Raw genomic sequence first — 21,115 nt, 5'->3', positions numbered from 1 at the left:
CAGGCGCTCGCTTGCGAGCGGGCGGCGCGCCGAAGGCAGCCGGCGCGAGCCCTGGACGTCGAATGACGGTGCGACGCACCATACCATGCGACGATGCGTTTTTCGGTCTAGCCGGATTTTAGCAGGTGCTAATATCTCGAATCAGAAGCCCTCGCGCGGGGCCGCCAGTCGGAGTGCGCCGGGGCGTTTCGATTCGACAGAAAAACGTAAGGAATGCTCATGTTGATCACCTTCAAATGCCGCTCGGCGCCGGACGTCGTCATGCTGGAAAATCTGGCCCAGTACCTCGTCGGCATCGTCGGCAAGAAACTGGGCGAGCGCGGCGTCATCACGCATGACGAGCTCGATGCGGCCATCAAGCGGCTCGAGGCCGCGATCGTCGTCGACAAGAAGGAAACCGCCGAGCACGAAGGCCATTTTCACGAGGGCGAGGAAGGCCACGAGCCGCACGAGCTGCCGATCGGGCTCGCTCAGCGCGCTTATCCGTTTCTCGATATGCTGCGCGCGGCAAAAAAGGAGAACACGGACGTGCTTTGGGGCGTCTGACCGCGTTTATTGGGCGTACTGCTGCAAAAGGGCGTTCTCCTCCTGCCGCTGGCGCGCCTCCAGTTCCTTGAAGGCAGCCGCATAGGCCGCTTGCGCCTCGATATGCTCCTCGCCGGCCGGTGGGATCGGGCGATCATAGAGCGGATCGCTCGCGAATTTCTCCTCGAGCTTGTCGAACGCCTCGTGATGAATCAGCCGAGTGCCCGCGCACCAGGTGTCATGGCCGAGGCGGTAGGCGCGCATGACTTCGGGATCGGATGCCTGCTGCCGAACCGCTTCGGCCAGTTTCCGCAGATCCTGCTTCGTCAGGGCGCTCGTCAAGTCGAACTGCATGCTTCTGGGCGTGCTGTCCGGCAGGTGTAACGTTTTATAAAGCGAAGCCTTCGCATGAAGCATGGTTTCGAGCGGCTCGTAGGTCAAGCTGGTCCAGCGCCGCGCAAGGTCGTCGTGCGTTCGCAGCAGTGCCAGCTGCGCTTCCAGATGCTGCTTCTCGTCGGCGGACAGTGCCCCGCTCTCCATGCCGCTATCCAGTTGTTCTCGTATATCCTGCTGCGCGTCTCCGAGCCGGGCCAGAATAGCCATACGTTCGTGCTCCGAGCGGTGAGGTTCCACCGACTGATTCGCCAGTTGCCCCAATTCAGGCGATATCTCGGTCAAGGCCTGGCGGTGCTCGGGCAGCAGCCTGTTGCATTCGGCGAGCGTGTGTCCGATGAAGCGATGAACCTCGGTCTCGAGTGCCGATAGCCGGAATTGGGCGTCCGTCCATTCTCTCAACCCCGTCTCGCCCATCCGTCCGGCCTGGATCTCCGTCAGTACCTTGTGCTTCTGAACCGCGTTGACGATCGACGAAAACCCTTCGGCGACATTGTCCGTGCATGAGCCCAGGGCGTTGACGGACATCGCGAAGACGAATTCGCGCAGTTCGGCATCCTGCGAGATGGCATTCAATACGTCGGTGCCTGCCCGCATCGTCGGGTGATTGTGGAGATTGGGCGTGTTGGTGTCGACCACGTCTTCGAGGGTGCGCGCCAATACTCGGGCAAACGCGCGGGCGCCTACCCCGTCATCGAAACGGCCGGCATCGGGCATCGCGGGCTGGCGCGCAAAATACAGAAAACGGTTGATCTCGGCGCCAAGCGGCCGTTGCTGAGCGTCGATGTCGTCGGATGCGGATCCGATATGCGACGCAATGTCGTTCTCGCTTGCATCGACACGATAGCCTTCTTCCGCAAGCCCGGCCGGACCGCCCCCACGGAGCAACAATCGCTCCAAGGGCGCGATCGTTCCTTCCCTGCGCGCATGATAGGCGAGGCGCGACGCCGCCACGTTGCGCAGATCCTCGCTGACGTGCGGATCGTCGATCATCTTCATGAAGTTGTTGAACGCAGTGGCATACTCGGGGCGCTCCGCGTCGGCGTAGTACCTGTTGCGCGTCCTGTAAAGCAGCGGCAACGCCACCGGCGCACCCACGATCGTTGCCAGCGGGGTGGCGATATTTTGATACTGCTCGGCCTCGTATCGGACCCGCTGCACCTGGCTATGGATGCGCAACCGGGCTTGCTGTACCGACAACCACATGGTCATCGCCTGACGGGCCGCTTCGTCCGGGCCGGACCTGATCGTGAATGCGAGTGCCTGCTCCAGATCCGTGCGCTCCTGTGGCGTCAGCCCTTTCGCATACAGGTACTGCTGCGATGCCGATTTCTTGAACAAGCGCTTCTCGCGCTTGGCGGACAAAGTCGACATATGCTGGATACCGTTGTGCACGTCCCAGTAGCTGGGGCTGCTGTCCGTGGCAACGGTCATGTCGAGGCGTGCGCGCGCCGCCGCCATTGCCGACGAGGAAGCAGCATGCGTTGGCGAAGCGGCAGGCGTTGGGGAATCGGCAGGCGTTGGCGAAGCGGCAGGCGTTGACGGCGGGGCTGGCGCTGGCGTTCGCGGCGACCTGCGCAAACCGGATAGTGCGCTCAGCATCCCGCTCGCGGAGCGCTGGGCAGGCGATGATGCGGGCGGCTCAGGCGATGGCGGTTGTGACGGGCTGTGCCGAACAGGCAGCATCGGCGAGGCCGTATCCGTGATCAAGGGACTCGCGGTCGGCGAAAAGTGAAAACGAGACATCGTGTGGCTCCCCTCGGCCGGAAATGGGCGGCCGGCGAGTGCGGTGTATTGGCCGGCACCGCGGGGGAAAGCCGCTTCACGCTGCCGTTTCCGCAATACCCAGAACGCGTAAGCTACCGCGTGGCGCACCCGGCCTTTCGGGGGCTCGACGAAATCCATCCTCGCTGGGCGAAATGGCGGCCGCCGACGGGCGGCCCGCGATTTCAGAGCTGCGGCGCGAGCGCCCGCTCGGCGTCGGGCAGGGAGAGGCCCATACGGCGCGCGTAATCCTCCAACTGATCGCGGCCGATCTTGCCGACCGAGAAATAGCGGCTATCCGGATGCGCAAGATAGAACCCCGACACGCTGGCGGCCGGCAGCATGGCCAGTGAATCGGTGACGCTCATTCCTACTTCTTCCGCTTTGAGCACCCTGAAAAGATCGCGTTTGACGAGGTGATCGGGGCAGGCCGGATAACCGGGCGCGGGGCGAATGCCGGTATAGCGCTCGGCGATGAGCGCCTCGTTGTCGAGCGCCTCGTTTGCCGCGTAGCCCCACAGGTCGCGCCGCACGCGCGCGTGGAGCGCTTCGGCGAACGCTTCGGCGAGGCGGTCGGCGAGCGCCTTGAGCATGATGGCGCTGTAGTCGTCGAGATCGGCGAGGAACTGCTTTTCCTTGACGTCGACGCCGATGCCGGCCGTGACCGCGAAAAGCCCGATGTAGTCGGCAATGCCCGAATCTTTCGGGGCAATGAAATCGGCAAGCGATCGGTTCGCCCGCATCACGCCGTCGACGACGGGCCGCACGCTTTGCTGACGCAGATTGCGCCAGGTCAGCGCAACTTCGCTGCGCGAGTCGTCGGTATAGATCTCGATGTCGTCGTCTCCGACGGTATTGGCCGGCAACAGGGCCAGCACGCCGTTCGCGGTGAGCCAACGGCCCTGGATCAACCGCGCGAGCATCGACTTCGCATCGGAGAACACGCGCCGCGCCGATTCGCCGACGATCTCGTCGTTGAGGATCGCGGGGTAGGGCCCCGCGAGGTCCCAGGTCTGGAAGAACGGGCCCCAATCGATGTAATTGACGAGTTCGTTCAGATCGTAGTTCTTGAACACGCGCCGCCCGGCGGCTCTGGGCTTGACGGGTTTGAAATGCGCCCAATCGATCTTCGTCTTGTTCGCGCGGGCCGCCGCGAGCGTGACGAGCGGCTGCGTCTTTCGGTTCGCATGCTGTTGCCTGATCCGCTCGTACTCCGTCTTGATCTCTTCGAGATATCGGGTTGCGCCTTCGTCCGAGAGCAGGCTCGAGGCGACCGACACCGAGCGCGACGCGTCGGGCACGTAGACCACGGGCCCTTCGTAGTGCGGCGCGATCTTGACGGCGGTATGCACGCGCGAGGTGGTGGCGCCGCCGATCAAGAGCGGGATCTTCTTCACGCGGAAATATTCGTCGCGCTGCATTTCGGACGCAACATAGGCCATCTCTTCGAGGCTCGGCGTAATAAGCCCCGACAAGCCGACGATATCGGCGCCTTCGACCTTCGCCTTCGCGAGGATCTCGTTACACGGCACCATGACGCCCATGTTCACGACTTCGAAGTTATTGCACTGAAGCACGACCGAAACGATGTTCTTGCCGATATCGTGGACATCGCCCTTGACGGTGGCGATGACGATCTTGCCCTTCGCACGCACATCGCCGCCGGCTGCGGCCAGCAGCTTTTTTTCCGCTTCGATGAACGGAATCAGATGCGCGACGGCCTGCTTCATGACACGTGCCGATTTCACGACCTGCGGCAGGAACATCTTGCCCTGCCCGAACAGGTCGCCGACGATGTTCATGCCATCCATGAGCGGGCCTTCGATCACGTTGATCGGGCGTCCGCCCGCCGCGTCGATTTTCTGGCGCGCCTCTTCCGTGTCTTCGACGATGAACGTGGTGATGCCGAGCACGAGTGCGTGTGCGAGGCGTGCCTCGACGGGCTGGTTGCGCCACTCGAGGTTTTCTTCCTTCTTCGCGGCGCCGGTCTTGAACCGATCGGCGATCTCGAGCAGCCGGTCGGTCGCATCGGCGCGGCGATTCAGAATGACATCCTCGACACGCTCGCGAAGCTCGGCGTCGAGATCGGCATACACGCCGAGCTGACCGGCATTGACGATCCCCATGTCCATGCCTGCCTGAATGGCGTAGTAGAGGAACACGGTATGGATGGCTTCGCGCACCGGATCGTTGCCGCGAAACGAGAACGACACGTTCGACACACCGCCGCTCACCTTCGCGTACGGCAGGTTTTGCTTGATCCAGCGCGTTGCCTGGATGAAGTCGACCGCGTAGTTGTTGTGCTCCTCGATGCCCGTTGCCACCGCGAAGATGTTCGGATCGAAGATGATGTCCTCGGGCGGGAAGCCCACTTCATCGACGAGGATCCGGTACGAGCGTGCGCAGATTTGCGTCTTGCGCTCGAAGGTGTCGGCCTGCCCTTGTTCGTCGAAGGCCATGACGACGGCGGCGGCGCCATAGCGGCGAATGAGACGCGCGTGATGGCGAAAGGCGTCTTCGCCCTCTTTCATCGAGATCGAATTGACGATGGCCTTGCCCTGCACGCACTTCAGGCCTGCTTCGATCACCTCCCACTTCGAGGAATCGATCATGATCGGCACGCGCGCGATGTCGGGCTCCGACGCGATCAGATTCAGGAAGCGGACCATCGCCGCTTTCGAATCGAGCATCGCCTCGTCCATGTTGATGTCGATGACTTGCGCGCCGTTTTCGACCTGCTGGCGCGCCACCGCAAGCGCCTCGTCGAACTGGCCGTTCAGGATCATGCGCGCGAATGCCTTCGAGCCCGTGACGTTCGTGCGCTCGCCGACGTTGATGAAAAGCGCGCCGGTCGAGACGTTGAACGGTTCGAGGCCGGCAAGGCGCATCGTGTGCTCGGTCATGCTCATTCGGCCTTCTCCCGATAGTGGGCCCATGTTCGCGGTTTGACGCCGGCAAGCGCCTTCGCGATCGCCGCGATATGCTCGGGCGTCGTTCCGCAGCAGCCGCCCGCGATATTGACGAGCCCGGCTTCGGCGAATTCCTTCAGCAGTCCCGAAGTATCGGCCGGTGTCTCGTCGAAGCCCGTATCGCTCATGGGATTCGGCAGTCCGGCGTTCGGGTAGCACGAGACGTAGACGTCGCAAAGCTTCGCGAGCTCGGCGATGTAAGGCCGCATCAAGGCGGCGCCGAGCGCGCAATTCAAACCGAACGTAAGCGGCCTCGCGTGCCGCAGCGAATTCCAGAACGCTTCGACCGTCTGACCCGAGAGAATGCGGCCCGAGGCATCGGTTACCGTGCCCGAGATCATAATCGGCAAGCGCTCGCCGGTGTTTTCGAACAATTCGTCGAGCGCGAAAAGCGCGGCTTTCGCGTTCAGCGTGTCGAAAATCGTTTCGACGAGAAAAAGATCGACGCCGCCCTCGAGCAGCGCTTGCGCCTGCTCATAGTAGGCGGCGCGCAGTTCGTCGAACGTCACGTTGCGCGCTGCCGGGTCGTTGACGTCGGGCGAGATGCTCGCCGTCTTCGGCGTCGGCCCGATCGCGCCGGCCACGAAGCGCGGTTTGTCGGGCGTCGAGTATTTGTCGCAGGCCGCCCGCGCGAGTTGCGCCGACGCCAGGTTCATCTCGCGGGCGAGCGCTTCCATGCCGTAGTCGGCCTGCGCGATGGCCGTGGCTCCGAACGTGTTCGTCTCGACGATATCGGCCCCGGCCGCCAGATACTGCTCGTGGATTTCGCTGATGATCTGCGGCTGCGTGATCGAAAGCAGCTCGTTGTTGCCTTTCACGTCGCGCTCGAAATCCTTGAACCGCTCGCCGCGGTAGCGCGCTTCGTCGAGCTTGTAGCGCTGGATCATCGTACCCATGGCCCCATCGAGAATGAGGATGCGCGATGCGAGCAGTGCCGGCAGCGCGTGGGCACGCGTATAGGTCGTTGCGCCGGCCGCGGCGGTGTCGACGGATGGGGCGGCTTGCGAGGTCATGGCTAAAGGGGCGTGAGCCCGAGCACGTTGGGAGCCCGATATTGTAGCGGTTGCGGCTCGACATCGCCGGCACCGCCGGCGCGGCCCCGTGGCGATCGATAAAGACGAAACCCCCGCCGGCGGATGCCGGACAGGGGTTTGCAGTAGGTTACGGCAGGAGAGGCGCTGCCCGTGCGGGGCTCCGCTCGTACGTCAGTGCAGCACGACGGGCTGGTTCATCAGGCTGTCGAACTGACCGAGGAACTCGTCCACTTCGTCGAGGCTAGGCTCCTCTTCGATCAGCTTGCGGACGTGTTCGCGAAAACGTGCCGCCATCGCGCCGTCGATGAAGATCTCGCGCTGCGTGTTCTTGTCTACGATTTCATAGCCGCCCGCATTCATCGCGAGGTGGCCGGCCTGCGGCGCGAACTCGACGACACAATAATTAGGGCTGTTGTAGATCATTTGCATGGCGACACTCCTTATTCCGTTTGGCTCCTGGCCGTTTCCGCCCTGTAATTGGAGCGTTGTGTATGGAATTTCAAGGGGTGGGTCTTAAACGACGCTTAAACCGTGCAAGAAACATACATCGAATTCGAAACAAAGCGTCGCGGACCTGAAAGTTAGACCCCGGTCATACAAAACGTTCGAGCGGCGAAGGAACATTCGAGGCGTGCAACGTGGGGCCGACCACACTACTCGGATGCGTCCTTCCGCGGCTGCTCAGGCCGCCGGTTCAGGGTTCTTCGCGTGTCGGAACTGGCACCGGCACAACGTCGGGCCGCTCGCCCGTCGTCATCTGTGCCGATGCATTTTCCGCGCCTGGCGCGGCCAGAGGCCCCCGCCAGACGAGTTCGATCCGCGTACCGTTCGGTTCAGTCTGCGTAATTCTTGCCGGTAACCAGCCGAGCGCAGGCGCGAGCCAGACATCGATGCGGCGCATATCGCCGGCGTGCCGAGGCGCCCGGGTGAAGTGCCGCGCGCCGATGTAACCGGCGGCGGTACGCACGGTTTCGTCGCCGACTGTCTCAATCGGCCAGGTTTCGCCGCTATCGTCGTCGGCTACATAGAAATTGCGTGTCACGCCCGGCCGGTAAGCATCGGGATTGCCGCGCACGAGACTGGCGAGCTGCATCACCATGCTGAAGCGGTCCTGCGCGCCGTCGGGCAACGCCAGTGTTGCGCTCGTGCGCGTGAAAGCGATGCGGTGGGCCGTGCGATCGAAAGTGGTCACTTGCTCCGGGCGTCGGCCGCGACGCTCCACATAGCGCTCCGGCGCGAGCCCGAAGGCGTCGATGCGCCCCTCGCTGGCATAAGTGAACGTGCCGACGAACGGCAGCGGCACGGAGACCACTATCTGATAGCCGGTGGCATCGCTCGTCCACTGGATCGTGCCAGGCGCGTTTTGCACGCCGTTGTAAAACGTGTCGTAGTTCAGATTGCCCGACGGCGGCACCGAAAATTTCACTCCGACCGCTTTGTCCTGTGCCGTGCCGGCGCCGTCGGCCGATGCGCCGCCGGCCGCAGTCGTTGCCGATGCGTTGCCGTGTCTCGTGCTCGCCGCGGTGGCGGCGTCCGCGCTCGGACGCTGCGCGGCGGCTCGCGGTGCGTCTGGCGCGATGGACTGCAGCACGTGCTGCGGCGCTTTTTCGCGCCGAACACGCGCTGCGCGCGGCGTCGCCGCCGGGGTGCGCGTCGCACGGGGAGCCGGCTCACGCGCGATGCGCTCGGGCGTAAGGAGCGCGACCTCGACGGGCGGCTTCGCGATATCGGGCGCAAATGCATCGCGATGGCGGACGAGCCAGAGCGCGGCTACGGCATGCGCCAGCACGACGCCGGCCGCCACGAGGCCCCAGCGCCATGGCCGCGCCGGCAGCGTCGCGGCGCCCGGCAGCGCTTGGGACGAATCGGCGGCGTAACTGAGTGGCATGGCGATCCAGCGCAAAAGTCAGATGAAACGAGGTGCGGCGCAATGCAGGCTCCAGCGTGAAGAACGACGCTTCGGCGCATACCGAGGTCCCGTTCGACCGACATTCGCCGCAACGTGTTCCGGCGGTGGGCGCTGCCCGCCGCAGCGGGTGGCTGTTGCGACTACCGCGGCTCGGCGCTATACCCGAGCTCATACGAGAGCCTGTGCGCGCAGCTTCGCAGCGCACAGGCGATCTGGCCCTCCCACGAAATGTCGAAAGTATCTTCGTGGCCGAGCGCAATGAGCCCGAGAGCGAGCCCGCCCGTCGAATCGAACACGGGCATGCAAAACGCATCGATCGTGGGCAGCAGCAATCCTTCGACGCGCGCCCCGCCATGCGCTCGTACATCGGCCAGCAAGCGCTCGAGCTCCTCGCGCGTGCGCGGCCCCGAACCGTGGGGTGAGCGCCGCACAACGGATAGTTCGCGCTCGATGAGCCGCTCCGTTTTGCCGCGCGGCAAATATGCAGCGAAAAGCAGGCCCGTGGCCGAGCCGATCAGCGGCATGACGTCGCCGAGCTTCAGCGCGGCCTTGGCGGGCCGACTCGATTCGATCCAGTGCACGACCGTCGGCCCCAGATTACCCCAGACGGCGATGCCCAGCGTCGCGTCGAGCGCTTCATGAAGCTCGGCCAGCGCGATGCGCGCGAGCTTCACGCCGTCGATGCGGGCAAGCCGCGCGAGCCCCATTTGTAGCGCGAAGCCGCCGAGTTCGTAGCGTCCGTTAAGCGGATCCTGGGCGACGACGCCCAGTCGCACGAAGCTCACCAGATAGCGGTGGGCCTTCGCCGGACTCATTTCCGCGCGGCTCGCAAGGTCGCGCAGCATCATCGCGCGGGGCGCCTGCGTCAGCACGTCGAGCAGCCGGAAGCCGACTTCGATCGATTGAATTCCGGCACGCGCCTTCTCTTCGGTCTCGGGCGTATCGTCGGGCGGATCGCCGGAGTGGCCCTGACCGCCGGACGCGGCCGTGCGCGTATTGGAATCTTCAGGGATGATCGAGGAAGCGGACATATGGCCTGAAACCTGTGCGGCGCATGATCGGAGCGATCAGGCCGATAGGGACGCTGGACGATAAGGCGCCGTTGCGGATTCACCATCGTAAAATAGATTTCCTCCATCGTCACTACAACGATTTCCATCCACTCATGAAACTTGCCACGCTCAAGGACGGTTCGCGCGACGGTCAATTGATCGTCGTCTCGCGCGATTTGCGCACGGCCTCGATTGCCGACGCCATTGCGCCCACGCTGCAGCGCGCGCTCGACGACTGGCCGTTTTACGCGCCGCAGCTTGCCGAGCGTTACGACGCCCTCAATCAGGGCCGTGCGCGCAACACTTTCGCGTTCGAGCCCAAAGACTGCATGGCACCGCTGCCGCGCGCCTATCAATGGGCCGACGCTTCGGCCTACGTGAATCACGTGGAACTCGTGCGCCGCGCGCGCGGTGCCGAGATGCCGCCCGAGTTCTGGACCGACCCGCTGATGTATCAAGGCGGCAGCGACGATTTGCTGGGGCCTTGCGACGACATCGTGTGCCCGTCGGAGTCGTTCGGTATCGACTTCGAGGCCGAGGTGGCCGTCGTCACCGGCGATGTGCCCATGGGGACCGCCCCCGACGCCGCGCTGCGCGCGGTGCGACTCGTGATGCTCGCGAACGATGTGTCGCTGCGCAATCTGATTCCCCCCGAGCTAGCGAAAGGATTCGGCTTCTTTCAAAGCAAGCCGGCCACTTCGTTTTCGCCCGTGGCCGTGACGCCCGACGAGCTTGGCCAACATTGGCGCGAGGGACGGCTGCATCTGCCGATGATCGTGCATTGGAACGGCAAGAAGGTAGGACAGCCCGACGCGGGCACCGACATGGTGTTTCACTTCGGGCAGTTGATTGCGCACGCGACGAAAACGCGTAACCTGCGAGCGGGCGCGATCGTGGGCTCGGGCACGGTATCGAACAAGGATGCCCAGCGCGGATATTGCTGTATCGCCGAGAAACGCTGCCTCGAAACAATTGCCGACGGCGCCCCTGTCACCGAGTTCATGCGATATGGCGACACGGTCAGAATCGAGATGTTCGACGAGCCGGGCCGCTCGATCTTCGGCGCGATCGAGCAATCCGTCGCGCCGCTCGATGCCGCTGCCGCGGCTTGATCCGGCGTTCTGGCTGCCGTCGCGTTCGCCGCGCCGGGTTTCGCCCGATGCATGCGGCAGACAAGCAGCCTACACTGATGGCGGCGCGCGGGGCGCGTCCCGATAACCGATAGACGTTGAGAGGCTAGACGCAAATGACCGATAACCAAGGCGACCAGCCGTTTCCCGGGTTCCCGGGTTTTCCGCCCGCCGAGATGCTCGACAAGATGTGGAGCATGATGCGCCTCACCCCGTTCGGCTCGGCGTTTCCCGGCACGCAGCCGGGTACCGCGCAGGGCTTCCCTTCGCCGCTTTCGGCGATGTCGGACATGATGACGCCGCTCACGAACGTCGAAGAGCTCGATAAACGCATCACCGATCTGCGTGCCGTCGAACAGTGGCTCAAGCTCAATCTGAACATGCTGCAGTCCGCGATTCAGGGGCTCGAGGTGCAGCGCGCCACGCTCTCCACGCTGCGCGCGTTCGGCGCGTTTGCGCAGGCGTCGATGACGCAGCCGGCGGCCGGCGAGGCATCGGCCGCATCGGCGGCATCGACAAAGCCCTCGGGCGCCGGCAGCGCACCGCGCGAGGAAAGCGCGGGTGCGAAGGAGGACGAGGCAGCGAGCGATGCCGGCGCGTTCGACCCGACGGCCTGGTGGAACATGCTGCAGTCCCAGTTCAACCAGCTCGCATCGTTCGCGGTGTCGCAGCCCGGCGCGGCGCCGGACGCGAAGCCCGACGGCCCGGGCGATGCGGCGGCCGGTGCGCGCAAGACGGCGACCGGCAGCTCGGCGAAGACGGGCGCGAAGAGTTCGCCCAAGCGGAGCTCGACGCGCAAACCGGCCGGCGGCGCCCCGGCTTCGCCGAACGAAAAGTAGGCGCTCGCGGGACCGTACGAAGCGCGCGTGGGGTAACGAGGCGCACGACTTGCAGGAGCTGCAGCAACTGTCCACAACCGGCCTTCAGGCCGGTTTGGCAAGACCCTTTTGGAAGGGGTTTGCACCCCTCCCGAAGAATCGCCGAAACCCCGGCCTTCAGGCCGGGGTCCGGCTCACCGGCCTGAAGGCCGGGGTTTCAAACCGAGGCTAGATTTACGATGGAAGCGCCGGTAAAGAAGTGAGAGAACAAGCCGATAAACCCGCTAATGAAAGACCCAACGGCGGGCCGAATGGCGGGAAGGCGGTTGACGTGGCAATAGCAGGCGGACGGAACGCATCGATGGGCGTGCATGGGGCGCTCGGCAAGGAGGCGCCGTGCGGCTCGCGCTCGTTTTGATGGGAGGCGGCGCGCGAGCCGCCTATCAGGCGGGCGCGCTAAAGGCGTTGGCCGAGCTCACGCGCGAGGTCGATCCCGATCGGCGCACGATCGCGTTTCCAGTCGTTTGCGGCACCTCGGCCGGTGCCATCAATGCGGCTTCCATAGCGAGCCACGCCGACGATTTTGCCGAGGGGGTCGAGCGGCTCGTCGATTTCTGGTCCCATATCAGCGCCCGGCAGGTCTATCGGACGGACTGGCGGGGCGTCGCCGCGGCCGGCGCGCGCTGGCTCGCGGCGATGAGCATCGGTTGGGCGGTTCATCAAGCGCCGCGGGGGCTCTTCGACAACAGCCCGCTCGCCGAGCTTTTGGCCCACGGACTCGAGTTCTCGCGTATCGGCGCCGCGCTCGAATCGCGCGCGCTGCATGCGCTGTCGATCTCCGCGCTCAGTTATTCGAGCGGCCGGCATCTGACTTTTTACCAGGCCGCCGAGCCGATCCAACAGTGGCGGCGCGCGCAGCGCTCGGCGGCCATGGTGAAGCTCGGCCCCGAGCATCTCCTCGCGTCTTCGGCTATTCCATTCCTTTTTCCGGCCGTCCCGTTGCCGCTCGATGGGCGCATCGAGTATTTCGGCGACGGATCGATTCGCCAGATCGCACCGCTCAGCCCGGCCATCCATTTCGGAGCCGAGCGCATCATCGTGCTCGGCGCCGCCGCGCCGCGGCCCGAAGTGCCGGTTGCACCGGGTGCGGCGACCGGCTATCCGACGCTGGCGCAGATCGGCCAGCAGGTGATGGCCAGCGTGTTTCTCGATTCGATCGGTGCCGATATCGAGCGTATCGAGCACATCAACCGGATGATTCTTCATCTGCCGCATCAAATCGAGCCTGCCAGCGGATGGCGCCATATCGAGGTATTGGCGATCGCGCCGTCCGAGCGCATCGAGTTGCTCGCCGCACGGCATTTGAAGCGGCTGCCGCTGACCGTGCGTGGACTGCTCGGCGCCGTAGGGGGCAATCGCGCTGCCGGCGCGTCGTTCGCGAGCTACCTGCTTTTCGAGGCCGAATTCGCGAGCGAGCTGCTGGAACTCGGCTACCGCGACACGCTGGCCCATAGCGAGCAACTGCGCGCGTGGATCGCGGCCGCGAATCACCGCGGCGTGCGCGCGAGCCCACCGCCTGCGAACGCGCCGATGCACGCAAGCGGCGACGCGGCGCGTTGAGTGCGATCCGCATCGTGTGGATGCGACGGTTTGCGCGGAGGCTGGATCGCCTCGGGCGGCCTCCAAATGCCCCGCTGGCGGGCGGCGCCATGCTATCATTCCAAAGCTTTCGATCTTGTGGGCGATACCGAAAACCATGATCGCGGCAGTCCGTTGAGCCGCCGTCCGCCGGGTACACGAAAGGAAAGGCTCGGCGCCAGGGCGATGCCCCGCTCGACATCCGGCGGCCGACATCGACGGGCGGCGATAGGCCGTCCTGGCGGGCGGACTGCCGGGCCGATGCCGTGGGCTCGTGACTTGAGCTCGATCAACGATCGGCCAACATTACCGCGTAAAATAGTGAATTTGGCTGCTTCGATGTGCTCATTGGTGCATTTGCAGCAATAGTTGAGTGGACGACTGACGAGTCGCAATGGGCAGACGAGGGGTGGGAAGATGAACACCATGCTTTATCCGGAACTTTATAAATCGCTCGAATCGGTTCGATGGGACATGGAAAAGGACATCCCCTGGGACACGTTCGATGCCTCGTTGCTGACCGACGAGCAGGCGGCCACGATCAAGATGAACGCGATCACCGAGTGGTCGGCGCTGCCTGCGACCGAGATGTTCCTGCGCGACAATCATCACGACAGCGATTTTTCGGCGTTCATGAGCGTGTGGTTCTTCGAGGAGCAAAAGCATTCGCTCGTTCTGATGGAATACCTGCGGCGTTTCCGCCCCGAACTGGTACCGAGCGAGGAAGAGCTGCATGCCGTGCGATTCCAATTCGATCCCGCGCCGCCGCTCGAAACGCTGATGCTGCACTTTTGCGGCGAGATTCGCCTCAATCACTGGTATCGCCGCGCGGCCGAGTGGCATACCGAGCCCGTCATCAAGCACATCTACGAGACGATCTCGCGTGACGAGGCGCGTCATGGCGGTGCGTACTTGCGGTATATGAAAAAGGCGCTCACCAATTGCGGCGACGTGGCACGTGCCGCGTTCGCCAAGATCGGCGTGCTGATGGCGTCGGCCCGCCGCACCGAAAAGCCGCTGCACCCGACCAACCTGCACGTCAATCGCGACCTGTTCCCGCGCGACACGATCCAATCGCGTCTTCCCGATCCCGAATGGCTCGAGCGCTGGCTCGACGAGCAGATCCGTTTCGACGACGGCTGGGAGAAGAAGGTCGTCGAGCGCATCCTGCACAATCTGTCGATCCTGTTCGAACGCACGTTCACGACGGCGCAGGACCTCAATCGCTATCGCAAGGAAGTCGCGGCGCGTTTGCAGTCGCAACAAGGCTCGGCCGAGCAGCAACCGGCCTGATGAGCGCTTCCTTCGAGCGCAAGATCGTCACGCGTGAAGCACTGGCCGCGCGCCGCGCGACGCTGGCGGCGCCCGTGGTATTCACGAACGGCGTCTTCGATATTCTTCATCGCGGCCACGTGACCTATCTCGCGCAAGCGAAGGCGCTTGGCGCGTGCCTCATTGTCGGCGTGAACAGCGATGCATCGGTCCGCATGCTCGGCAAGGGCGACGATCGCCCGATCAATCGTGAAGTCGACCGCATGGCTTTGCTGGCCGCGCTCGAAAGCGTGGACTGGGTCGTGACGTTCGAGGAAAAAACGCCGATCGATCTGATCGCGGCGCTGCATCCCGACATCCTGGTGAAGGGCGGCGATTACGACATGGACACGCTACCCGAATCGGCGCTCGTGCGCGGCTGGGGAGGGCGTGCGCTGGCGATCCCGTTCGAGCACGACCGCTCGACCACAGCGCTGTTGACGAGGGTCCGCGCGCAATCCGGCGCGTAGTCCGGCAGTCGTTTCCAGTACGTCTCGCTCGTGTCGCGCTGCCGACCGTAGCAAACGACCACAACCGAATCACACACGTCATCGCCCGAGCGGCGTCGCCGCAACCAGCGGCGCCGGTGCAGGGGTTCCGACAACGGCTTGCTCGCCTGCGTCGGCGGCCGTGATCGGATGCGCCTGCAGCCATTCGGGGTGAACCTGCCGGTTCAGGTGGCCGGGCTCGAGCGGCCCGGATGCCGGCAGGCGGCCGAGCATGCCGCTCGCGAAGCCAAAGGCGAGCACATTGGCTAGTAAAAGAATGACAATCAGCCAGCGCAACATTGCCTGTCTCCCTCGTAGTCGAACTTGAACGATCGCAAAAGCCGCAGGCTCACAGCGTGCCCGCACCGCGCGCTGCGTCGCGCGCTCGGCTTTCTCCTAACTTTCTCCTATGCGGAACCCTCGGCCGCAATGAGCGCCAGCCCCGAGAGCACCAGCGAATCGTGGCGCGTGCACGGCACGTTCAGCGCGCGCGCGATCGTATCGGCTGCGCCTCCGCCGAGCACGAGCCGCACCGGCGCATTCCAGGCGCGCGCGAGTTCATGCCAGGCGCGCTCGACGAGTGCCGTCTGCGCCAGCAGCGAGCCCGCCGAAATGGCCTGCGGCGTGTCCGTCGCGAACCACTCGCGAGCGTGAGCCGTGCTGGACCTGGACGGCTCCTGTACGGAATGGGCCGCGACTATCGGTAGTTGCGCCGTGTGTTCGCCCAGCGAGCGCATCATCAACGACCAACCCGGCGCAATGAGGCCTCCCGTGAACATGCCGTCCGCGCGCAGCGCCTCGAGCGTCGTCGCAGTCCCGAGCGTTGCAATCAGCAGATCTTCGCCGGGAAAGGCGGCGCGCGCGCCGATCATCGCCGCCCAGCGGTCGCTGCCCAGGCGCGCCGGCTCCCGATAGCCGTTCGTGACGCCGCACTGATGCGCCGATGCGCGGATCGTCGTGCGCGGCAGGCCCGGCCAAGCGGCGTCGATCAGCGCGTCCAGACGCTCTCCCGCGGCGGCGCCCGCCACGTTCGATATCCATGCCCCCGAAGGACGCAGCGACGACGACTGCCACGCCGGTTCCGCGGGGACAGGCTGATCCGATTGCGCCTGCGCAGCGCTCGCGTGCCCGAATACCCCCGTTTCCAACATCGTCCCATCAACCGTGGTCAACGCCCATTTGATGCGGCTGTTGCCTGCGTCGACCAGCAGAAACGGCGCGCGTGTCATGGTGTCGATGGTGCGAGACGCAGCGAGACATCGCCGGTCGCGATGGCCCGGATGCCGTCGGCCGTTTCGAGCAGCAACTGGCCGGCGTCGTCCACGCCGAGTGCCGTGCCGCGCGCGAACGGTTCGCCGTTTTCGAGCAGCACGACCTCGCGCCCCGCGTAGGCGTGGCAGGCGCTCCAGCGCGCGCGAAATCCCGCGAAACCCTCGCTGGAAAACGTGTCGACCATGGCGGAGAGCCCCGCCAGGGCGGCGGCAAGCGTCAGCGTGAGGTCCGCGTCCGGCAGAATCTGCGAGAGCGCCGCGGGAGGCGTCGGCCGAGCCTGCTCGGGCAAGGCGGCTGCCGCCGCGGCGAGCTCGGCATCGAGCGCGGGGTCGCTGCGAACGTTGATGCCCACGCCGATCACGGCTGCGGTTGCCGCGGCCGTGCTCCAGGCCGTTTCGACGAGAATGCCCGCGAGCTTGCCGCCGTCGAGCAGCAGGTCGTTGGGCCATTTGAGGGCGATGCGCGCCGCGTCGCCGGCCGCCAGCCCGGGCAACGCGCGCAGTCGTTCGACGAGCGCGGCGCCAACGGCCAGGCTCAAACCTGCGAGCCCCGAGAGGGGCCTCGGCACGATGCAGCCCACGGAGAACATCAGTGCGCGGCCCGGTTCCGCCTGCCAGCTACGACCTTGTCGCCCGCGCCCGGCCGTTTGCCGGTAAGCTGCGCGCACCACGTGCACGCCGGCCACTGCCCCCTCGCGCGGCATCGCTTTCATGCGCTGCATCAGATCCGTATTGGTCGAGGCCGTTTCGTCGACGATCTCGAGCATCGGCGAGGACACGCCGCGGCTGAGCGCCACGGCGCGCTCCCGATCGATGCGCGATTCATTTGGGCGGGGCTCGCCCGAAGGCGTCGAGGACGACGCGTCGAAATGGGTATCGGTCATGACGCGTATTGTAGGGCCTGTCATTCGCGCGAGGCGGCTAATGGCATCGCGCGGCATCGAGCGGCATCGCATCGAGCGCGGCGTCGCGCGACGCGAACGGTGCGCTTGCCCCTGTGGCTGGCTACAATGGCCGCTCACCATCGCGAAAGGAGCGTGTCGTCCTTGGACTTCGATACTCCGCCCGGGTTGCAGGTCACGGCCGGCAGCGCCGGTCCGCTCGTGCGTCTGTCGGGCCAATGGACCGCGCTGGCGCTCGCGCGCGACCGCGCCCGCGCCGGTGCGACCACACGCCTTGTCGGCCTGATGGGAAACACGTCGGCGCAGTGGGATTTGTCGGAGATCGCACGGATGGACCACGTCGGTGCGCAGGCGCTCTGGAGCGTCTGGGGACGCAAGATGCCGGAGCGGCTCGCGCTGACCGAGACGCAGCGCGACATTTTCGCGCGCATCGCGTTGCTCGAGAAACAGCGCGAGGAGCCCGAGCGCGTGGAGCGCATCGGTCCGGTCACGGCGCTCGGCGAAGCGATCTTCACGTTCGCCGGGCATGTCCAGGGCGGCGTGACGATGTTCGGGCGCGTGATACTCGATCTGCTCTCGATCGTGCGCCATCCGTCGAGCGCCCCGTGGACCGAGATCTCGGCCAATATCTATCACGCGGGCACACGCGCGCTGCCGATCACCGCACTCGTGGCGTTCCTGATCGGCATCGTGCTCAGCTACCTCTCGGCGCAGCAGCTTCGGCTTTTTGGCGCCAATCAGTTCATCGTCAACATTCTCGGGCTGGCGGTGATTCGCGAGCTCGGGCCGGTGCTCGCGGCGATCCTCGTCGCGGGCCGGTCGGGGTCGGCGATCACGGCGCAAATCGGCGTCATGCGCGTGACGGAGGAGCTCGACGCGATGCGCGTCATGGGCATCCCGCACGGGCTGCGGTTGATTTTGCCGCGCGTCGTGGCGCTCGGCGTGGCCATGCCGCTGCTCGTGATGTGGACCGACCTGGTCGCGCTGGCCGGCGGTGCGCTTTCGGCGCAATTCGTGCTCGGCATCGACATCAGCTATTTCGTGCGCGCCTTGCCGAAGGTCGTGCCGATCGTGAATCTTTACATCGGCCTCGGCAAGGGGGTGGCGTTCGGTATCCTGATTGCGCTCGTCGCGTGCCATTTCGGCTTTCGCATCCAGCCGAATTCGCAGAGCCTCGGCACCGGCACGACGTCATCCGTCGTGTCGTCGATCACGGTCGTGATTCTGGCCGATGCCATCTTCGCCATCATGTTCCAGAACGTAGGCATCTGAAGAGCCCATGACCGCGCCGCTTTCCGCCGCCGTACGCGACCGCCCGCCGCCGGCCATTGCGGAGACGGTCATCGACGTGCGCGATCTCACCAAGCGCTACGGCAGCAACATCGTGCACGAGCACCTCGATTTCGCGGTACGGCGAGGCGAAATCGTCTCGATCGTCGGGGGCTCGGGCTCCGGCAAGACGACGCTCGTGCGGCAGATCCTCGGTCTCGAAGCGCCAAGCTCGGGCTCCATCCTGCTTTTCGGCGAAGACACGACGAAGGTCGATGCGAAAACGGCGAAGCTCATGCGCAGCCGCCTCGGGATGCTTTTTCAGCAGGGTGCGCTTTTTTCGTCGCTGTCCGTGTTCGATAACGTCGCTCAGCCGCTGCGCGAGCTCGGCCGGGTGCCGCGCAAACTGCTGCACGACTTCGTGATGCTCAAGCTGGAGATGGTGGGACTGCCTTGCAAGCACGCCTCGAAAATGCCGGCCGCGCTCTCGGGCGGAATGATCAAGCGCGTGGGCATTGCGCGCGCGCTCGCACTCGAGCCGGAGCTGCTGTTTCTCGACGAACCGACGGCGGGCCTCGATCCCCAGTCGTCGGAAGAGTTCGTCGAGCTGATCGCGACCCTGCATCGCGCGCTCGGGCTCACTGTCGTCATGGTGACGCACGACCTCGACACCATGGCCGCGATCTCGACGCGTGTGGCCGTCCTCGCCGATCGCAGGGTCCTCGTGGCGGCGCCCATCGAAGAGGCGGCGGGCGTCGATCATCCGTTCATCCGCGAGTTCTTCCTCGGCCGCCGCGGGCGGCGCGCGCTGCAGGCCCTGCCGCCCGAGCGCCGGGCCAAGCTGCCGCCGGCCGCACTCGAGGCCGCGTCGGCCGAAGTGCCCCTGTGAGGCGCCGGCGCGGCGCCTCGCGACTTTGAGCTTCAAGGAATACGCGAATGGAAAACAAGTCGCATGCGTTCTGGACCGGGGTGTTCGCGATCGGACTGACCGTGACGATCGTGCTCGCGGTTTTCTGGTTCAACTTCGATCGCGCGGTGCGCATCCCCTACGATCTCGTATCGCGTACGAGCGTGACGGGACTCACGACCGATGCCCCGGTCCGCTATCGCGGCCTCGATGTGGGCAAAGTGCAGTGGATCCGCTTCGACCGCGCCCATCCCGGGCAGATCGTGATCCGGATTCTCTTGGACAAGAGCACGCCCATGACGCGCTCGACATACGGCAGCCTCGCCTTGCAAGGCGTGACGGGGCTCGCCTTCGTGCAACTCGACGACACCGGGGGCGACCAGGCGCCGTTGCCGTCTTCGTCGAAGCATGTCGCGCAGTTGCAGTTGCGGCCCGGACTGCTCGATCAATTGCAACGGCGCGGCGATGCATTGCTGGGCGAGCTCGAAAGCGTCGCGACGCGTGCGGACGCAATGCTTTCTCCCGAGACGCAGGCTCAATTGATGGCAACCGCCGCGAGCGTGCAGCACGCAGCGGACGCGTTGACGGTGCTCGCTTCGCAGGCCGCGCCCGCGGCGAAGCAATTGCCGGACACGCTCGCGCAGACGAGGCGCACGCTTGCATCGGCCGAGACATTGATGAGCACGCTCAGTGCGCCGCACGGGCCGCTTTACGCGAATCTCGACAAAATGGGGGCGGCGGCCGATCGCGCGGGCGCGGCCGTTGCGCAGATGGACGCGTCGATCGAAGCCATGTCGGCGCGCATCGAGTACGACACGTTGCCGCGCGTGAATGCACTCGCGGCCGACGTCGGCGGCGCCGCGCGCTCGATCGACCATGCGGCGACGGTTTTCGGCACGAGTCCGCGCAGTGTGCTGTTCGGCGTCGGTGCCGCTACGCCGGGACCGGGCGAGCGCGGTTTCGCATGGCCCAAGGGGGCTGCCGCCTCGCGCTGAGGACCCGGGTTCGAAAAAGAAGGGAAGGAAAGGAAGCGATCTATGTCACGTATCACACGTTCGATGGAATCAATTTCGGATACCCGCGCAGGGCGCATCTTCATGCGCGCGCACTATGCGTCGGCAACGCTTGCCGCGTTGGGGGCGATGCTGCTTGCGGCATGCACGCTGGGTACTCCCGCAGCCGTATCGGATATCCGCTACGACCTCGGGCCCGCGCCCAAGACGCATCCGTCGGTGGTCCCGCTACCCGCGGTGAGAATGTTCGAAGTGCGCTCGCCGCGCGCGCTCGACAGCGACGCGATCCTCTACCGGATGAACTACGTCGATCCGCGCCAGACCTCGTCATATGCGCACAGCCACTGGACGATGGCGCCCCCGCAGTTGCTCACGCAGCGCTTGCGCAGCGCGCTTGCCGCGCAAGGCGCCGTGCTCTCCGGCGACGAAACGGCGAGCGCGCCGCTTCTCACCGTCGAGCTCGACCAGTTCGAGCAGGATTTCGATGGCGAGGACCAGAGTCATGGCGCCGTCACCGCGCGCGCGACGCTGGCCCGCAGTGGCAAGGTCCTCGCGCAACGCACGTTCACCGCCCGCGCGCCCGCGAGGACGTCGAGCGCCGCGGGCGGGGTCGGAGCGCTGTCCGCCGCGAGCGACGAACTGATCGCGCAGTTGATCGCATGGCTCGGCATGCAGGCCCCGCTGGCTGCGCAAGCTCAGTGACCTGGCCGCTGCCCAACGGG

General features: G+C 65.3%; 20 protein-coding genes. 11 read left to right on the top strand and 9 right to left on the bottom strand.

Going from position 1 to position 21,115, the window contains the following annotated elements:
* Positions 1-219: 219 nt before the first annotated feature.
* On the top strand, positions 220-546 hold the full coding sequence (locus ACR9ZC_RS25455) for a DUF1840 domain-containing protein (protein ID WP_481582374.1): 327 nt from the start codon (positions 220-222) through the stop codon (positions 544-546).
* Positions 547-552: 6 nt separating this feature from the next.
* Here the strand turns inward: ACR9ZC_RS25455 and ACR9ZC_RS25450 are convergent, their stop codons facing one another.
* Entirely contained in the window at positions 553-2,352 is a 1,800-nt protein-coding gene (locus tag ACR9ZC_RS25450; RefSeq protein WP_481582373.1) for an NEL-type E3 ubiquitin ligase domain-containing protein, read from the bottom strand.
* On the opposite strand from ACR9ZC_RS25450, the gene ACR9ZC_RS25445 reads away from it, so the two are divergent.
* Complete coding sequence (locus ACR9ZC_RS25445) at positions 2,351-2,653, top strand: hypothetical protein (RefSeq protein WP_481582372.1); 303 nt, start codon at positions 2,351-2,353, stop codon at positions 2,651-2,653. The two genes, ACR9ZC_RS25450 and ACR9ZC_RS25445, sit on opposite strands and share 2 nt — an antisense overlap.
* 214 nt (positions 2,654-2,867) lie before the next feature.
* Here ACR9ZC_RS25445 and metH read toward each other — a convergent pair whose 3' ends face one another.
* From metH to ACR9ZC_RS25420, 5 genes are all read right to left on the bottom strand, one after another.
* Positions 2,868-5,585, bottom strand: a complete 2,718-nt coding sequence (metH, locus tag ACR9ZC_RS25440) for a methionine synthase (protein WP_481582774.1) — start codon at positions 5,583-5,585, stop codon at positions 2,868-2,870.
* Between the two features lie 2 nt (positions 5,586-5,587).
* A complete protein-coding gene (locus ACR9ZC_RS25435; RefSeq protein WP_331567053.1) occupies positions 5,588-6,664 on the bottom strand; it encodes a homocysteine S-methyltransferase family protein in 1,077 nt (358 codons plus the stop codon).
* 192 nt (positions 6,665-6,856) lie between these two features.
* Entirely contained in the window at positions 6,857-7,114 is a 258-nt protein-coding gene (locus tag ACR9ZC_RS25430; RefSeq protein WP_085227764.1) for a BTH_I0359 family protein, read from the bottom strand.
* A gap of 265 nt (positions 7,115-7,379) precedes the next feature.
* Complete coding sequence (locus ACR9ZC_RS25425; protein WP_481582773.1) at positions 7,380-8,579, bottom strand: DUF3108 domain-containing protein; 1,200 nt, start codon at positions 8,577-8,579, stop codon at positions 7,380-7,382.
* A gap of 155 nt (positions 8,580-8,734) precedes the next feature.
* Positions 8,735-9,625 carry an IclR family transcriptional regulator gene (locus ACR9ZC_RS25420; protein WP_481582371.1) on the bottom strand — a complete coding sequence of 297 codons (891 nt, stop codon included), beginning with the start codon at positions 9,623-9,625 and terminating at the stop codon, positions 8,735-8,737.
* A 134-nt stretch (positions 9,626-9,759) separates the two neighbouring features.
* Between ACR9ZC_RS25420 and ACR9ZC_RS25415 the strand changes: the two genes are divergently transcribed.
* The 5 genes from ACR9ZC_RS25415 (at position 9,760) to rfaE2 (ending at position 15,013) form a co-directional block, all read left to right on the top strand.
* Positions 9,760-10,758 carry a fumarylacetoacetate hydrolase family protein gene (locus tag ACR9ZC_RS25415; RefSeq protein WP_481582370.1) on the top strand — a complete coding sequence of 333 codons (999 nt, stop codon included), beginning with the start codon at positions 9,760-9,762 and terminating at the stop codon, positions 10,756-10,758.
* A gap of 134 nt (positions 10,759-10,892) precedes the next feature.
* Positions 10,893-11,615 (top strand): PhaM family polyhydroxyalkanoate granule multifunctional regulatory protein, encoded by a 723-nt coding sequence (locus ACR9ZC_RS25410; RefSeq protein ID WP_481582369.1) that lies wholly within the window; start codon positions 10,893-10,895, stop codon positions 11,613-11,615.
* Positions 11,616-11,990: 375 nt separating this feature from the next.
* The gene (locus ACR9ZC_RS25405) at positions 11,991-13,214 is read left to right on the top strand and encodes a patatin-like phospholipase family protein (protein ID WP_481582368.1); all 1,224 of its coding nucleotides are present in this window, start codon (positions 11,991-11,993) and stop codon (positions 13,212-13,214) included.
* Between the two features lie 444 nt (positions 13,215-13,658).
* A complete protein-coding gene (locus ACR9ZC_RS25400) occupies positions 13,659-14,525 on the top strand; it encodes a ferritin family protein (RefSeq protein WP_331567057.1) in 867 nt (288 codons plus the stop codon).
* Entirely contained in the window at positions 14,525-15,013 is a 489-nt protein-coding gene (gene rfaE2 / locus ACR9ZC_RS25395) for a D-glycero-beta-D-manno-heptose 1-phosphate adenylyltransferase (RefSeq protein WP_331567041.1), read from the top strand. Before ACR9ZC_RS25400 ends, rfaE2 begins: the two co-directional genes overlap by 1 nt.
* A gap of 78 nt (positions 15,014-15,091) precedes the next feature.
* On the opposite strand, the gene ACR9ZC_RS25390 is transcribed toward rfaE2, so the two are convergent.
* From ACR9ZC_RS25390 to ACR9ZC_RS25380, 3 genes are all read right to left on the bottom strand, one after another.
* On the bottom strand, positions 15,092-15,331 hold the full coding sequence (locus ACR9ZC_RS25390) for a hypothetical protein (protein WP_173255003.1): 240 nt from the start codon (positions 15,329-15,331) through the stop codon (positions 15,092-15,094).
* Between the two features lie 107 nt (positions 15,332-15,438).
* Positions 15,439-16,260 carry a type III pantothenate kinase gene (locus ACR9ZC_RS25385; RefSeq protein WP_481582367.1) on the bottom strand — a complete coding sequence of 274 codons (822 nt, stop codon included), beginning with the start codon at positions 16,258-16,260 and terminating at the stop codon, positions 15,439-15,441.
* Entirely contained in the window at positions 16,257-17,186 is a 930-nt protein-coding gene (locus ACR9ZC_RS25380; protein WP_481582366.1) for a biotin--[acetyl-CoA-carboxylase] ligase, read from the bottom strand. Before ACR9ZC_RS25380 ends, ACR9ZC_RS25385 begins: the two co-directional genes overlap by 4 nt.
* 162 nt (positions 17,187-17,348) lie before the next feature.
* On the opposite strand from ACR9ZC_RS25380, the gene ACR9ZC_RS25375 reads away from it, so the two are divergent.
* The 4 genes from ACR9ZC_RS25375 to ACR9ZC_RS25360 are packed head-to-tail and all read left to right on the top strand — an operon-like array spanning position 17,349 to position 21,095.
* Positions 17,349-18,476 (top strand): MlaE family ABC transporter permease, encoded by a 1,128-nt coding sequence (locus ACR9ZC_RS25375; protein WP_481582365.1) that lies wholly within the window; start codon positions 17,349-17,351, stop codon positions 18,474-18,476.
* A 7-nt stretch (positions 18,477-18,483) separates the two neighbouring features.
* On the top strand, positions 18,484-19,362 hold the full coding sequence (locus ACR9ZC_RS25370) for an ABC transporter ATP-binding protein (RefSeq protein WP_331569388.1): 879 nt from the start codon (positions 18,484-18,486) through the stop codon (positions 19,360-19,362).
* Positions 19,363-19,409: 47 nt separating this feature from the next.
* Entirely contained in the window at positions 19,410-20,375 is a 966-nt protein-coding gene (locus ACR9ZC_RS25365; RefSeq protein WP_481582364.1) for an MlaD family protein, read from the top strand.
* A gap of 42 nt (positions 20,376-20,417) precedes the next feature.
* A complete protein-coding gene (locus ACR9ZC_RS25360) occupies positions 20,418-21,095 on the top strand; it encodes an ABC-type transport auxiliary lipoprotein family protein (protein ID WP_481582363.1) in 678 nt (225 codons plus the stop codon).
* Positions 21,096-21,115: the final 20 nt, after the last annotated feature.

It is taken from the genome of Trinickia sp. HAY1-2D (assembly GCF_056754935.1).
Note: the sequence above shows the minus strand (reverse complement) of the source record. Positions and strands in the feature narration are given on the sequence as shown.